This is a genomic window from Streptomyces sp. NBC_00075 (assembly GCF_045041225.1).
Lineage (GTDB): Bacteria > Actinomycetota > Actinomycetes > Streptomycetales > Streptomycetaceae > Streptomyces > Streptomyces adonidis.
In genome coordinates this window covers 664992-679988 of record NZ_CP108243.1, presented here as the reverse complement: position 1 = coordinate 679988, position 14997 = coordinate 664992, and the positions used below count along the sequence as shown (strand labels likewise).

Sequence of the window (14997 nt, the reverse complement as noted above, 5' to 3'; positions counted from 1 at the left end):
CTGCGAGCGAGTGTCAACCGGCAATCTAGACAAGGTTGTTGATGTTGGCGAGGGTCCTGACGCCGCAGTGACGGATCAGCTGTGAACAGCCCCGAAAAGCGGTCGCTTGCTGCGCTCGTCGCCCCAGACGGAGCCCCATGCGGAACCACTGTCCACGTACGGCCGCAGCAGCGTCGTCAGGGTCGCGTCACCGCGTCCGTTCAGCTCGTGGGAGGCGATGCTGCGGGCGATCCCGGCGAGGAAGTCGGCCAGCTGGACCCGCGTGTCGTCCCGTGCGACGACCAGCCGCAGGCCGTCGATCCGGGCCGTCTCCCTGAGCCACTCGATGCGCTCCTCGGTCAGCATGTTCTGCCGGTCGTGCACCAGCGTGATGGCCCGCCCGCCCGCACTCCAGTACGCGGCCGTCCGTACGATCGCGGGCAGCAGCGGGTTCAGTACGGGGATCAGCGCGGGGGCGGCGAGCAGCCGGGCGCGCTGCTCCTCGGCCCGGGAACGGGCGCCGCCGAGCAGCTTGAGGACGTCGGTCACCGCTTCGTCCCCGAGCCCCGGCGCCCGCTCGGCCAGGGCGTCCACCGCACGGAAGAACGCGTCCACGGGCGCCCCCGGACCGGCGTCGGCGTCACCGCGTACCCGCAGCAGGGCGTTGGTCGCCGCCAGGAACGCCTTCCAGCGCTCGCCCCCGAAGGCGTGCGCGCCCGCACGGAAGAGGGGAGCGGCGCCGGCCGGGTCACCGAGGAGCAGGTCGACGACCCGCTCGACCATGAAGAAGGTCTTCTCCGTGAGATGGACGTACGCGCACCCGTGCAGTGGCCCCGACGGGCCGAGCGTCCACTCCAGGACCGCCCGGTGCTTCTCCCGGAGCAGATGGTTCGCCTTGTACTCCTCGGCGGGCGACCGGATGCGGTCGCGGATCTCCCGGATGGCCGCCGCCGCGTCCGCCATGGGCACGTCCACGCTGCCGTGCGCGAAGACGTCGGTGTTCCCGCCGGTCAGGTTCTCGCCGTCGGACCCCGACTCGTCGCAGGCGATCTCGGTCACACCGGCCAGCATCCCCCACGGGGGTCCGAAAGGGCATCTGGTTATCGCGGTGGGACGACTGGTGTGACGTCCGTGAAAACTCCGAACCTTGTATTGACATACGGATGAAACCGTTCGTAGCTTACAGCGATCATTTAGATTCGTGAAAGACGTTCACGAATATGAACGGAGAACTTCCATGGGCGATCGCCGACGAAGTCGCCGCCTGACCGCCGGGCTCGTCGCCACGGGGCTCGCATTCGGAACGGCCGCCTGCGGAGCCGGCTCCGACAGCGCCGGCGGCGACCCGAACACGCTGGAGGTGTGGACCCGGAGCAACCCGGACCCCGCCGCCACCTACGAGCGGGTGTTCGCCGCCTTCACCAAGAAGACCGGGATCAAGATCGACTATCAGCCGGTCATCAACTTCGACCAGCAGTTGCAGAGCCGCGCATCCATCAAGGACCTGCCGGACGTCATGATCAACGACACGGCGCTGATGGGCAGTTACCAGAGCCAAGGGCTGCTGAAGCCCATCGACCCCGACTCGATCGCGGGCCACGAGCAGATCACCGCCAAGTCATGGTCCTCGACCGTCGGCATCGACGGCAGGCACTACGGCATCCCCTACTCCCGCCAGGCCCAGACCCTGATGATCAGGAAGGACTGGCTCGCCAAGCTCGGCCTGAAGGCGCCCACCACCTGGCCGGAGATGCTGAGCGTCGCGAAGGCCTTCGCCACCCGCGACCCGGACGGCGACGGCAAGGCCGACACCTACGGCATGGCCGTCCCTGGCAGCGCCCAGAACGGCTACGCGGCCTGGTGGGGCGCCAGCTTCCTCTGGCAGGGCGGCGCGAAGATCGTCGAACCGGACGGCAAGGGCACCTACAAGGCGGCCATGGACTCGGCCGCCGCCGTCAACACCGTGACCTGGATGAAGGACAACCTGTTCTGCGGTGACAACGCTGTCACCCAGCCCGGGGCCCTGACCGCCGTCACCTCCACGGCGACCAACTTCCAGGACGGCAACGCCGGGATGTACCTGACCGGCCCCTACAACATCGCCACCTTCGACCAGACCCTCGGCAAGGACAAGTACGAGGTCGTCCCCGCCCCAGCGGGCCCGGTCGGCGGTGACGTACTGGCCGACGGCGAGAACATCTACTTCGGCGCCCGGACCGGCAAGACGAAGCAGGAGCAGGCGCTCGCCGCGTTCCTCATCTCTCCCGAGGGCCAGAAGCTCGCCATGACCGGCGAGAACCAGCCCGTCGTCCGCATCCCCGTGAACTCCACGCTCGACGCGGCCACGGTCCGCGACGACCCGCGCTGGAGCGTGGTGCAGAAGGCCTACGAGGACGCCTCGCAGCAGTTCCCGAACGCACCCGACTTCGCCCCGATCAAGCAGGACACCGCCGACAGCCTCAACGCGATCTTCACGTACTGCGGCAGCGACGTCCGCTCCCAACTGGGCGAACTGAACGAGACCCTCGACGGTGACCTCAAGGACCAGGACCTGCTGAAATGACCGCTACCGTGACCACCCCCGCGGCGACCGCGCCCGCGACGCGCAGGGGCCGGGGCCTCACCAAGAAGTCCGTGGTGCCGTGGCTGTTCCTCGCCCCCGGCCTGCTGCTCGCCCTCGTCTTCAAGTTCTGGCCGATGGCCAAGGGCGTCTGGCTCAGCTTCTTCGACGTCCGGCCCTTCCTCGGCGACAAGTGGACCGGCCTCGACAACTACACCCGGGTCCTGACCGACCACCGCTTCCAGGACGCCATCGGACACACCCTGGTCCTCGGCATCGGCCAGTCCCTCGGCGCCATCCTCCTCGGCTTCGTCCTCGCCCTGCTCCTGGAGGGCCAGGCCCGCTCGCTGAAGATCGTGCGCACCGCCGTCTTCCTGCCCGCCGTCACCGCCACCGCGGTCGTCGGTGAGCTGTGGCGGCTGATGTACTACCCGACCTCCGACGGCCTCCTCAACAGCGGCCTGCACTTCTTCGGACTCGGCCCCGTCCAGTTCCTCGACAACCCGGGCATCGCCCTCTGGTCGACGATGGCCATGGGCATCTGGATCTGGGCCCCTTACAACATGGTCATCATCATGGCCGGCCTCGCGGGCGTCGACCGCTCCCTGTACGAGGCCGCCGCGATGGACGGCGTCTCCCTCTGGCAGCGGCTGCGGTATGTCACCCTCCCCGCGATCCGCCCCGCCCTCGGCATCGTCCTCACCCTCGCCGCGATCCGCGGACTGCGCGTCTTCACCGAGGTGTACGTCCTCACCGGCGGCGGCCCGGCCGGGTCCACCGAGGTCTGGATGACCCGCGCCTACACCCTCGGCTTCACCCGCAACGACATCGGCGGCGCGTCCGCGGCCTCCGTCGTGCTGCTCTGCGTGACGCTGCTGCTCACCGTCACGGTCAACCACTTCCGCAAGAGGGGAGACGTGCGATGAGCGCCCCCGTCATCGACCCCGTCCGTACGACGGTCCCGAAGCAGACCGCGAGGAAGTCCGGCAAGGCACAGCGGACCACACCGGCCCGCTTCGACACCGCCCTCGGCTGGAACGACAGGCCGGGCACCGCCTGGGCCCTGAGGATCCTGCTCTGCGCGATCGCCCTGGCCATCTTCGCCGCGCCCTTCCTCGCGATCCTCTCCGGCGCCTTCACCAAGAACGCCAGCGGATCCTCCCTCTCCTTCCTGCCGCACGACAGCACCCTGCTGAACTTCACGGTGGCCGGCGAGCGCGGCATCTGGGACTACTTCTCCAACTCGCTGGTCATAGCGGGCGGCGGACTGCTCCTCCAGCTCGTGGTCTGCACGCTCGCCGCCTACGCGCTCGCCCGGCACCGCTTCCGTGGCCAGGCCCTGGTCCTGACCCTGTTCATGCTGACGATGATGCTCCCCGAGGAGGTCATCGCGATCCCGCTGTCGCTGGTCCTCGGTGACGTCCCGGTGGTCCACCTCGACCTCAAGGGCACCGTCTGGGGCGTCATCCTGCCGCTGGGCGCCTGGGGCTTCTCGGTGATGATGCTGACCGAGTTCATGAGGGACATCCCCGACGAGATCGAGGAGGCCGCCCGCCTCGACGGCGTCGGCGAGCTGCGCATGCTGTGGCAGATCGTGCTGCCGCTGTGCAAGCCCGCGCTCGGCGTGGCCGGTGTCCTCGGCTTCATCATGATCTGGGACCAGTACCTGCTGCCGCTGATCGCCGCCAAGGACCCCACCGACTACACGGTCACCGTCGCCCTGTCCATCCTGCGCACCGACCCCGAGGTCGGCTCCGGGGTGGTGCTGGCGGGCGCGGTCATCGCCCTCGTACCCAGCCTGATCGTCTATCTGCTCCTCCAGCGCTCGCTGGTCACCGGCATCGCGGCCGGTGCCACCAAGGGCTGACACCCACCGTCGACATCTGCCTGCTGACATCAACCCCCCACGTTTGAGGGAGACATGAAGTTCCAAGGAGTGCTGTTCTTTCCGGTCACGCCCTTCGGGGCGGACGGATCGCTGGACGGGGAACTCCTCGCCCGGCACATCGAGGCCGGGGTCGCGGCCGGCGCCGGCGGGGTGTTCGTCGCCTGCGGCACCGGCGAGTTCCACGCGCTGACACCGGACGAGATCGAACAGGCGACCAGGATCGCGGTCGCCACGACGGCCGGCCGCGTCCCCGTCCTGGCCGCCGCCGGTGGTCCGCTGCCCGTGGCCGTCGACCAGGCCACCCGTATCCGGGAGGCCGGCGCCGACGGCATCCTGCTGCTGCCGCCGTACCTGGTGACCGCACCGCAGCAGGGCCTCGTCCGGTACGCGCGTGAGGTGACGTCGGCCGCCGGGCTCCCGGTGATCTTCTACCAGCGCGGCACCGCCCGCCTCACCGAGGCCACCGCCGCCGAGATCGCCGCCCTGCCCGGGGTCGTCGGCCTCAAGGACGGCATCGGCGACCTCGAACGCATGCACCGCATCGTGCGCGCGATCCGCGTACTGCCAGGCGGCGAGGACTTCGCCTTCTTCAACGGCCTGCCCACCGCCGAGATGACGGCCGCCGCCTACCAGGGCGTCGGCGTCGACCTCTACTCGTCCGCCGTCTTCGCCTTCGCCCCGGAGATCGCCACCGCGTTCCACCGGGCGCTGGGGGAGGGTGACGAGCCCCTGGTCACCAGACTCCTCGACGAGTTCTACGGCCCCCTCGTCGAACTCCGCGACGAGGTACCGGGATACGCGGTGTCCCTGATCAAGGCCGGAGTGACCCTCCGGGGCCTGGACGTCGGCGGCGTCCGCGCCCCGCTGCTCGACCCGACGCCGGAGCACGTGGCCCGGCTGGCGAAACTCATCGACCACGGTCTGGAGGCGGTCCGCGCATGAGCGGCACCGGAGTTGGCACCCGTATCCGGGAACTCGTCGTCACCCCCATCGCGTTCGGCGACCCGCCCCTCCTCAACGCGGACGGGGTGCACGAACCGCTCGCCCTGCGCTGCATCCTCCAACTCGTCCTGGAGGACGGCACGGTGGGCCTCGGTGAGTCGCCCGGCGGCACCGCCCGCCTCGAACGGCTCCAGGAGGCCGCGAAGGCCGTCGTCGGCATGGACGTCTTCGACACCACGGCCATCTCGGCCGCGATCGACGCCGTCCTGTCGCCGACCGTGCCCAGCTCCCACGAACGCGGCTGGGTCACCTCGGCCGTGGAGGTCGCCTGCCTCGACGCCCAGGGCAAGCTGCTCGGCCGCCCGGTCAGCGACCTCCTCGGCGGCAAGGTCCGGGACGCGGTGCCCTTCGCCGCGTACCTCTTCTACAAGTGGGCCGAACACCCCGCCCTCGACGGCCGCGAAGCCATCGGCGACGAATGGGGCGAGGCCCTCGACCCGGCCGGGGTCGTCGCACAGGCCCGGCTGATGCAACAGCGGTACGGATTCACCTCGTTCAAGCTCAAGGGCGGTGTCTTCCCGCCCGACGAGGAGATCGCCGCGATGAAGGCCCTCGCCGAGGCCTTCCCCGGACGGCCTCTGCGGCTGGACCCCAACACGGCCTGGTCGGTGGAGACGTCGAAGTACGTCGCCCGTGAACTCGACGGTGTCATCGAGTACTTGGAGGACCCGACCGCCACCATCCCCGGTATGGCGGAGGTTGCCAGGGAAGCGGCGATGCCGCTGGCGACCAACATGTGTGTGATCGCCTGGGAACATCTGCGGCCCGCCGTCGAACAGAACGCGATCCAGGTGCTCCTCACCGACCACCACTACTGGGGCGGACTGCGCCGGACCCGTGAACTGGCCGCCGTCTGCGAGGCGTTCGGCATCGAGCTGTCCATGCACTCCAACTCGCACCTGGGCATCAGTCTGGCCGCGATGACCCACGTCGGCGCGGCCATTCCCAACCTCGCGCACTCCTGCGACACGCACTACCCGTGGAACTCGGCCGACGACGTGATCGTCCCCGGCGCCATCGAGGTCCGCGACGGCGCGGTGAAGGTACCGACGGGCCCCGGCCTGGGCGTCGAGCTGGACCCCGATGCCCTGGCCCGAGCCCACCGCCGCTACCTCGACTCGGGGATCCGGAACCGCGACGACACCGGGTACATGCGGCGGATCCGGCCGGAGTCCGAGCGACGGCTGCCACGCTGGTGACGGCCGGCAAGTGAGGGAGGGTGCCAGGGGCCGGATCGGGTCCTGGCGCCTACACTCCCGGCCATGGATGAAACCAGCGCCTTGGACCGGCTCGCTGCGGGCAAATACCTGCTGATCACCAGCTACCGCAAGAACGGCACGTCCGTCGCCACCCCGGTCTGGGTGGTGCGGGACGGGGACGCCCTCGGCGTCTGGTCGGTGGCGGACTCCTGGAAGGTGAAGCGGATCCGCAACCGCGCCGACGTCCTGGTCGGCCCCTGCGACGTCCGCGGCAACCCGACCGGAGAGTCGGTCCCCGCCACGGCCGAGATCCTCGACCGGCCCGCGACCGACGCCTACCGCAAGCTCCTCGCCCGCAAGTACGGGGTGTTCGGCCGCATCACCATGTTGGGCAGCCGACTGCGGCGCGGGAAGACGGGCACGGTCGGCATCCGCATCACGCTCGCCTAGCGGTCTCGTACAACCGTCGGCGGAGGCTCCGCCTGTGCGCACATCGCACGGGCGGAGCCTTCTTTATGCTCCCCGTGGCGAACTAGTGTCGGCAGAGATGGCAACTATTTCGCTGTCCGATCCCTTGAAGGCGGAAAGTGTCGACAGTAGTGTCCGACTCGAACCCCGCGTGAGGAGATCGGCATGCATGAGCTGTCCCCGGCCCGAGTCGTCCGTCGCGGCGCGGAACGGTACGAACAGGCCCGCCTCGACGCCGTCTGGAACGAACGCAAACCCGCGCGCCACCCCGACGTCATCGTCCTCGCCGAGGACGAGCGGGACGTGGTCGCCGCCGTACGGCTCGCCCGCCGCGAGGGAATGACGGTCGGGATCCGCTCCGGCGGACACAGCTGGGTCGGCAACGGCGTGCGGGACGGCGGCATGCTGCTCGACCTGTCCCGGCTGCGGGACATCACCGTCGACCCGGAGCAGCGGACGGCCACCGTGCAGCCCGCCGTCAAGGGACCGGAACTGCTCCAACTCCTCGAACCGCACGGCCTGTTCTTCCCCACCGGACATGCCCCGACCGTCGGCATCGGCGGCTTCATCCTCGGCGGCGGCTACGGCTGGGACTCCCGTCGGCTCGGCCCCGCCTGCCTCAGCATCGAGGCCGTCGACGTGGTCCTCGCCGACGGTACGCTCGTCCACCGCGCCACCGACGCCACGCACCCCGACCTGCTGTGGGCGGCGCGGGGGAGCGGCCCCGGCTTCTTCGGCGTCGTCACCCGCTTCCACCTCGCCCTGCACGACCGCCCGCGCCGCATCCGCCGTACGGTGCACAGTTATCCGCTCGCCCTGCGCGACGAGGTGCTGTCCTGGGCGTACGACAAGCTGGACGACCTCGACCCCGCCGTCGAGTTCTCGGCGAAAGTCGGCTTCACCCCGGGCCTCGACCGCAAGACCGTCTCCCTCACGGCGACCGCGTTCTGCGGCAAGGACGACGAGTTGCTCGCCCCGCTGGAGGACGCGCCCTTCCGGGACCTGGCCATACGGGCTGTCGTGGCCGCCGACACGACCATGCCCGAGCTGTACGACGCCGCCGACCGGCTCACCCCGCCCGGCATGCGCTGGGCCCTCGACGGCATCTGGGCCGACGGCCCTGTCGAGCGGATCCTCGACGCCTCCCGAACCCTCTTCGACTCGATCCCGGACACCACCAGCCATGTCCTGTGGATGCTCTGGGGCGGCTTCCCGGAACGGGCCGACGCCTGCTGGTCCAGCCAGGCCAAGGTCTATCTGTCGCCCAACGCGGGCTGGACCGACCCCGCCGAGGATCTCGCCCACGAGCGGTGGGCGCACGGTCAACTGGCCGCGATCCAGTACCTGTCGAAGGGCCTCCAGTTCTCCGACAACAACCTCGCCGACCGCCCCGACCACGGACTCAGCCCGGCCAACTCCGCACGCCTGGAGGCGATCAGGGCCGCGTACGACCCCGACGGCCTGTTCCACACGTACATGACCCCTCGCGAATCGACCACGGCCTACGCCGCCGCCGGATTCAACGGAGTCGTCGTATGACACGCGGATCCAGCCTGTACGTCGAGGACGTCGGGATGAGTTTCGGGCGGGGTGCGCAGGAGCATCGGGTGCTGGGTGGGTTGTCGTTGCGGGTGGATCCGGGGGAGGTGGTGTGCATCGTCGGTCCGTCGGGTGCGGGTAAGACGACGTTGCTGCGGTGTCTGGCGGGGTTGACGCCGCCGACTCAAGGGGCGGTGCGGTACGGGGAGTTGCCGCTGTCGGCTCCGCACGCGGACATCGCGGTGGTGTCGCAGGACTACCGGGGTTCGCTGCTGCCGTGGATGCGGGTGTGGGACAACGTGGCGTTCCCGCTCCAGGGGCGGGGCGTGAGAAAGGCCGTACGCAGGCAGCGCGCTCTTGAGTGCCTGGAGGCGGTCGGGCTGGCGGACGTCGGCGAGAAGTATCCCTGGCAGCTGTCGGGCGGGATGCAGCAGCGGGTGGCGATCGCGCGCGGTCTGGCGTACGACGCGCCGGTGCTGCTGATGGACGAGCCGTTCGGCTCGGTGGACGCCCAGTCCCGCTTCGACCTGGAGGATCTGACCCTGGAACTGCGTCGGCGGTTGGGGATCACGGTGGTTGTGGTGACGCATGACATCGACGAGGCGGTCTACCTCGGCGACCGGGTCGTGGTCCTGGGCGGAAAGCCCACGGCGGTCCTGGAGACGTTGACGATCCCCCTGGGCGCGGATCGCGACCAGCTGACCACCCGCGCGGATCCCCGGTTCACCGAACTCCGCACCCGCGTGCTGTCCCGCATCAGAGGCGAACGCGCGCCTGACGTCAGTAGTCGGCCCGAGGCACGTCCCGAGGTGACCCGGAAATGACCTCGCGCTTCGACCATGTCGGTATCTCCGTACCGGAGTTGGAGGCTGCGACCGCCTGGTACGGCGAGGCGCTGGAACTCACCGTGGAGCACGCCTTCGCGGTCCCCGGCACCGACCTGCGAGGGGTGATGCTCCGTCATGCCAGCGGCTACCGCGTCGAGTTGCTCCACCGCCCGGGCGCGGCCCCCGGCCTCGGGGCCGACAGCCCGTTGGAGGCCGCGCACACGCTCGGACTCGGCCATCTCTGTCTGAGCGTGGACACACCCGACGAACTCGACGTCGCCTACGCCCGGTTGATGGCGAAGGGCGCGCTGGAACGTATGACACCGCGTTCCGCGCCGCGCCCGGGCGCCCGGATGGCGTTCGTCGCCGACCCGTACGGAAACCTCATCGAACTGATCGACCGGCCGAGGATCTGAGCCGGGACGGGATCCGTCTCCCTCCGCCGCACTCCACCACACCACACCTCTGACCGGCCGACGCCGAGCGTGGGCCGACCATGCCCGAAAACAGACAAGGGAGTCGATGGTGACCCACAAGAAACTCGCCGAACTCACCGACCGCGAAGTCACCTTCAGGTCCCGCCCGCGAGCGCTCCTGGTGGCGGTCGCCGCCCTCGCCGCACCGGCGGTCACCGCGACGACAGCGACAACTGCCCAGGCCGCGCCCGGAACAAGAATCACCGTCGGCTCCGGCGAGACCCTGGAGCTGACCGCGACGACCAGGGCGAGCGTCCTCACCATCGCGGAGGGCGGTGTCATCACCGTCCCGGACGGCTACCGGCTCACCCTCACCGTCAACGGCGTGGAGACCGGCAGCGACCTCGCCGAACTCACCGACGGCTACGGCGGAGGGGCCGTCGCCATAGCGGCCGGCACCTACCGGGGCACCGTCGTCCTGACGGTCGCCGAGGCCACCGACCTCGCCTACAGCGACCTCACCTTCCCCTTCCGCCAGGCCCTGTACGTCGACGCCGACGGCGTGAACGAGGCGAAGTCCGTGCCCTCGAACGTCCGTGGCGGCACCGTCACCGACACCAGGGCCTGCGACATCGCCCTCCTCTCGAACGGCGAGGCGTTCAACGGGGTGTACGTCACCGGCGGCGCCACCTACACCCTCACCAGACCGAGGATCGCCTTCGCGGGCAACGGCCGCTGCGACTTCATCGGCTACGGAGCCTCCGTCGTCGGCACCGGCGCGGGCACCACCCTCGTCGTGGACGGCGCCACGATCAGGAACGAGGGCGTGGTCCGTACGGCGCTCATCGCCGACGCCGGCGCCAACGTCGTCGTCAAGAACTCGCACCTGCACTGCGCCGACGGCACCCTGCCCACCGAGTACGTCCCCACCGGCGACACCCGCTACATGATGGACGTCCCCTGGATGCTGGGCCTGTCGGGCAACGTCCGCACCACCAACCTGCTCGGCGCGAGCACCAGGGCGACCTTCGTCAACTCGACGGTCTCCTCGGAGAAATGGGGCGCCCTCTCGGTCGACGGCGGCAGCTACTGCACGCTCACCGCCATCAACAGCACGATCGCCAACACCGGTGGCCAGGGCTACGGTTCGTACGCCATCGGCAACGTCACCGAGCACTTCCTCGGCTGCACCTTCGACGTCGGGGACTACGCCCTCATCCACTGGGGAGCACGGGCCCACTACGGCGACAGCACGAAGGAGGCGGTCGCGGCTCTCAACGAGTCCCTCGAACTAGGCCTGACGAGCGCCGAGTTGGAGAAACTCCCGGTCCGGCCGACGACCATCGACGCGGGCCGCTTCATGGTCCTCTGGTACAACGCCGGCTCCGTCGCCATCGACGGCGGCACCCAAGTCCGTACCGGAGAAACGGCGTTCATGTGCAAGGCGGTCGCGGGCACTGTCACCGTGGACGGCTCCCAGGGCGCCACGATCAACCCGGGCAACGGCATCATCTTCCAGCTGATGGACACCGACCGCCCGAGCAGCGTCTCGGTGACGGGCAAGCCCTGGCGCACGGAGACGATCGGCACCTACACGGAGCCCACCACCGACCCGGTGAAGTCGGCGACCTGGGTGACGACTTCACCCCAGACGACCGACGCGAAGGCGACGTTCACGGATATCGCCCTGAAGGGCGACTTCTACAACGCGGTACGAGGCGGCGGCAACGCCAACCTCCAGGGCCAGAACCTGACCCTCACCTTCACCGCCTCCACCATCGAGGGCGCCATCTCCGCCTCGACGACCCGCCACAACGTCACCACCATCACCTCGGCCCAGTACCGCGAGATCAGCGAGGTCACCAACACTCCGAGCGAGGTGGTGAACAACGGCGTCCTGGTAACCCTGGACGCGGGCTCGACCTGGACGGTCACGGGCACGTCCTACCTGAGCACCCTGACCCTGGCAACGGACGCAACGGTCAAGCCCCCAACAGGCAAGACCCTCACCCTGACGGTGGACGGCACAGAAACCCCGCTGGAGCAGGGCAAGACATACACGGGAGCACTGACACTGACGGTGCTGTAGACAACTGGAATGCGGGCCCGCGCCCCGAAGGGGCAGCGGGCCCGCATTCCAGGGGCGCGGGGAACTGCGCGACCAGCCACAGCGCACCCGCACCCGACGGACTACGCCCTACAACGAGTCCAACACCGTCCCCGTGAACTCAGGCCCAGGCACCGGCTCGCCCGTCCCCTCATCGAAGTCCGTCACCCGAACCCGCACAGACTCCTCCCCCTCGACCACCGAGTCCGCAACCGTGGGAATACTCAACTCCGCGCTCACCTCGCCCGGAGGGATCGACACCCACAGATACAGCCCCTCGATCGAGGACAACGCCCGCTCCGGCAACGGCGACTCCCCGGAGACCTCGTCCAGCCACGCCGGATCCACATCCGTCGTGGACAGCTCGGCCCCGCCGCCAACCGGCACCACCTCCAGGATCGCGCTCATGTCGGTGCCGGACGGCGCCGAAAGCGTCGCGCGCCACGTCAGCCGCTGACCCTCGGTGACCCGGTCCGCGACCGGAGCGACGGTCACCGTGGGCCGGGGATCGTCGTTGAGGGCGGTCACCCCGCCGGTGTACGAGCCGATCACCGCCCCGCGCACCGCCTTCACGAACACGAACTGCCAGGCGTCGTAGTCGTATCGGGTGTCACCCTTCACCGTCACCGGCACATCGATGCTCTGCTCACCGGGACGTACCGTCACCAGCCGGTTCGTCACCGTCTCCGACCCGGGGTTCTGGACGTACACCCGAACCGCGCCGCTCCCGCCGCCCTGCCCGGCGACCCGGACCGGCACCCGGTAGGTGCGGGAGCCGGAGTCGCCCTCCTTGACGGTGAGGCGTCCGATGTCGACGCGCGGCAGCGCGGCCGGCCGCACGGCGGGCGTGTCCGGGCGCCAGCTCCAGGCGTCGATCAGCCAGGCCTGCCCCGAGCGGCTGCGCGGCGTCAGGTCCACGCTCCGTATCTTGCGCAGGTCGACCCCGGCGGAGGCGGCGGCGGACAGTGGTACGCGGACCTCCCGCGCCCAGTACGAGGCCGTCCGATTGCTCCCGGGCAGCCCGTCCACCCGGACCCGGCCGAGGGTGGCGCGCTTGCCGGCGGTGTCGGTGACGGACACGTCCAGCTGCGTTCCGGTGGTGTTGGGCGGCACGACGACACGCAGGGCGAGGCCCTTGGCACCGCCGAGGGACACCGGCCGCTCGGGACGCACGTGCACCGCGGTTCCGGGCTGCGACCACTTGAAGGTGACCGCGCGGCGGCCGACCTCCCGTCGCGTCATCCAGCCCGCGAAGTGCGGGGACTCACCGCCGCTGTCCGCGGCCAGACACCTGACCGAGGCCCGGTCGTCCACCGCCGAGCACAGCCGTCCGCCGCCGCCCTGCACGGTCACCGCGCCGTCGGGCAGGATGCCGGCGGCGCGGTTCCCGCCCACGGCGTGCGTGAGGACGCGCGCCGGGTCGGCGGACGGGGCCCGTCGGCCGGAGCCGTCGAGCAGCGGACGTACCCGGTCGTCGCCCGCGACGAACAGCCGGGCCGCCGCCGCGATATAGCTCGCGCCCGCCTTGTGCTGCTGGTCGGCGGTCAGCCGGGTCCGGGCGCCCACGTCGCACACCGGGTCCTTGGCGTCCGGGTCCGACCAGAAGTCGTCGTCCGCCGGTGCCTGCGCCTGCCCCGGCGTCCACTCGGTGTTGAAGTAGTTGTGGTTGGCGCCGATCACGTACACCGCGCTGTGCAGGGCGGTGCCCCGGCTGATCCCACGGGTGCCGTCCAGGGCCAACTCGCCCTGGAGATCGGACACATCGCCGTCGCAGCCCGGCAGGATCGTCACCGACGGCACGTCGGCGACCGGGTTCTGTCCGAAGATCGTCGGGCCGATGAGGACCGTACCCCGGATGTTCCAGCGCACCGGGCCGCCGTACCCGTCCTGGTCGGCCGGCGGACGGTACAGGCTGTCCATCGCGGCCCGGTTCACGCCCTCACCGCCCCGCGAGTGACCCACCAGCAGTACGCGCGAGAGGTCGGCGACCGGAGCGTTCCGTACGACCGCCGGTGCCGAGGGCCGGTTCGCCGCCCAGTCGGCCCAGCGGGCGAGATGCTGCCGGACGAGGGAGGAGCGGGCCTGCGCCCCGGCGTCCTCGGCTTCCGCGTCCTGGGCGTTGATGCCGTTCGCGGAGATCGACACCGTCACATAGCCCTGCGACGCCAGGAGTTTCTGGTCGCGCAGATAGCCCCGGTAGCTCGGGATCTGCTTCTCGCCGGCCGGGCAGGGCCACGCGCCGCTGATCTCGTCGGTACCGGGCTTGTAGCAGGTGGAGTGGCGTCCGTGCAGGAACAGCGCGAGCGGCCTGCGGCCGGTGGCGCCGGTCGGCGCGACCACCACGGCCTTCATCTCCACCGGCACGGGGAACCCGGGCAGTTTCACCGAGTCGAGCGTGTACTCGCCCGAGACCGTGCGGTACGAACCCGGCTTGCCGGGGTCGACGGGGTTGGCCGGGGCCAGGGCGGGCGGGGTGATCGCCGCGCGCCGCTCCTCAGGGGCCGCCGCAGGTCCGGCCGCGTCCAACCGGCGGCCACCGGCGCGCACTTGGAGGTCCGCGAGCCCCTTGGTCCCCTGAAGTCCCCTGGCGCTCAGGGCGTCTTCGAGCGGGAGCCGGAACGTCCGGCCGTCCTTCGCCGCCTCGGGCCGACCGAGCAACCGGTCGCCTGCGTAGAACTCGACGCGCGCGTCACCCATCGGCACCGGTCTGCCGGAGCGCCAGACGAGCTGCCGCTCCGCACCCTCACCGGTGAACGACCAGCCGGAGGGCAGCTGTTGGGCCGCCACCTCCGACCGGGGCGACGGCTCCGCCTGCGCCCATCCTGGCGATCCCCCCACCACCGCGAGTACCGCCGCAGCGGTGACCCATATTCGCCGGGCACGTAGCAATGGTCTCCTCCTCCTGGCCCTCGCTCAGGAGCCCCGGTTCCCCGACGGCCCCTCTCGCCCCGGAGGACGGGATCAGGGACCTGTGGGTTGCCTGTGGGGAAGTGGAGAAGGAGGAAAGGGAGT

General features: G+C 70.2%; 12 protein-coding genes. 10 read left to right on the top strand and 2 right to left on the bottom strand.

Going from position 1 to position 14997, the window contains the following annotated elements:
* Window positions 1–75 precede the first annotated feature (75 nt).
* Window positions 76–1050: a hypothetical protein gene (locus OG787_RS03060; protein WP_405534215.1), complete on the bottom strand. Its 975-nt coding sequence runs from the start codon at window positions 1048–1050 to the stop codon at window positions 76–78.
* Between the two features lie 166 nt (window positions 1051–1216).
* On the opposite strand from OG787_RS03060, the gene OG787_RS03055 reads away from it, so the two are divergent.
* From OG787_RS03055 to OG787_RS03010, 10 genes are all read left to right on the top strand, one after another.
* Complete coding sequence (locus OG787_RS03055; RefSeq protein ID WP_405534214.1) at window positions 1217–2542, top strand: sugar ABC transporter substrate-binding protein; 1326 nt, start codon at window positions 1217–1219, stop codon at window positions 2540–2542.
* Window positions 2539–3465, top strand: a complete 927-nt coding sequence (locus tag OG787_RS03050) for a carbohydrate ABC transporter permease (protein ID WP_369031104.1) — start codon at window positions 2539–2541, stop codon at window positions 3463–3465. Before OG787_RS03055 ends, OG787_RS03050 begins: the two co-directional genes overlap by 4 nt.
* Window positions 3462–4406, top strand: coding sequence for a carbohydrate ABC transporter permease (locus tag OG787_RS03045; protein ID WP_369031105.1), 945 nt, complete (start codon window positions 3462–3464; stop codon window positions 4404–4406). Before OG787_RS03050 ends, OG787_RS03045 begins: the two co-directional genes overlap by 4 nt.
* Window positions 4407–4460: 54 nt before the next feature.
* Entirely contained in the window at window positions 4461–5369 is a 909-nt protein-coding gene (locus OG787_RS03040; RefSeq protein ID WP_369031106.1) for a 5-dehydro-4-deoxyglucarate dehydratase, read from the top strand.
* Window positions 5366–6628 (top strand): glucarate dehydratase family protein, encoded by a 1263-nt coding sequence (locus OG787_RS03035; protein WP_405534213.1) that lies wholly within the window; start codon window positions 5366–5368, stop codon window positions 6626–6628. The genes OG787_RS03040 and OG787_RS03035 overlap by 4 nt, the downstream gene beginning before the upstream one ends.
* A gap of 63 nt (window positions 6629–6691) precedes the next feature.
* Complete coding sequence (locus OG787_RS03030; RefSeq protein ID WP_405534212.1) at window positions 6692–7078, top strand: PPOX class F420-dependent oxidoreductase; 387 nt, start codon at window positions 6692–6694, stop codon at window positions 7076–7078.
* A gap of 183 nt (window positions 7079–7261) precedes the next feature.
* Window positions 7262–8635 carry an FAD-binding oxidoreductase gene (locus tag OG787_RS03025; protein ID WP_369031109.1) on the top strand — a complete coding sequence of 458 codons (1374 nt, stop codon included), beginning with the start codon at window positions 7262–7264 and terminating at the stop codon, window positions 8633–8635.
* Window positions 8632–9459, top strand: a complete 828-nt coding sequence (locus OG787_RS03020) for an ABC transporter ATP-binding protein (protein ID WP_369031110.1) — start codon at window positions 8632–8634, stop codon at window positions 9457–9459. The genes OG787_RS03025 and OG787_RS03020 overlap by 4 nt, the downstream gene beginning before the upstream one ends.
* Entirely contained in the window at window positions 9456–9878 is a 423-nt protein-coding gene (locus tag OG787_RS03015) for a VOC family protein (protein WP_405534211.1), read from the top strand. The genes OG787_RS03020 and OG787_RS03015 overlap by 4 nt, the downstream gene beginning before the upstream one ends.
* A gap of 109 nt (window positions 9879–9987) precedes the next feature.
* The gene (locus OG787_RS03010; RefSeq protein ID WP_405534210.1) at window positions 9988–11967 is read left to right on the top strand and encodes a hypothetical protein; all 1980 of its coding nucleotides are present in this window, start codon (window positions 9988–9990) and stop codon (window positions 11965–11967) included.
* A 108-nt stretch (window positions 11968–12075) separates the two neighbouring features.
* On the opposite strand, the gene OG787_RS03005 is transcribed toward OG787_RS03010, so the two are convergent.
* A complete protein-coding gene (locus OG787_RS03005; protein ID WP_405534209.1) occupies window positions 12076–14874 on the bottom strand; it encodes a hypothetical protein in 2799 nt (932 codons plus the stop codon).
* Between the last annotated feature and the right edge of the window lie 123 nt (window positions 14875–14997).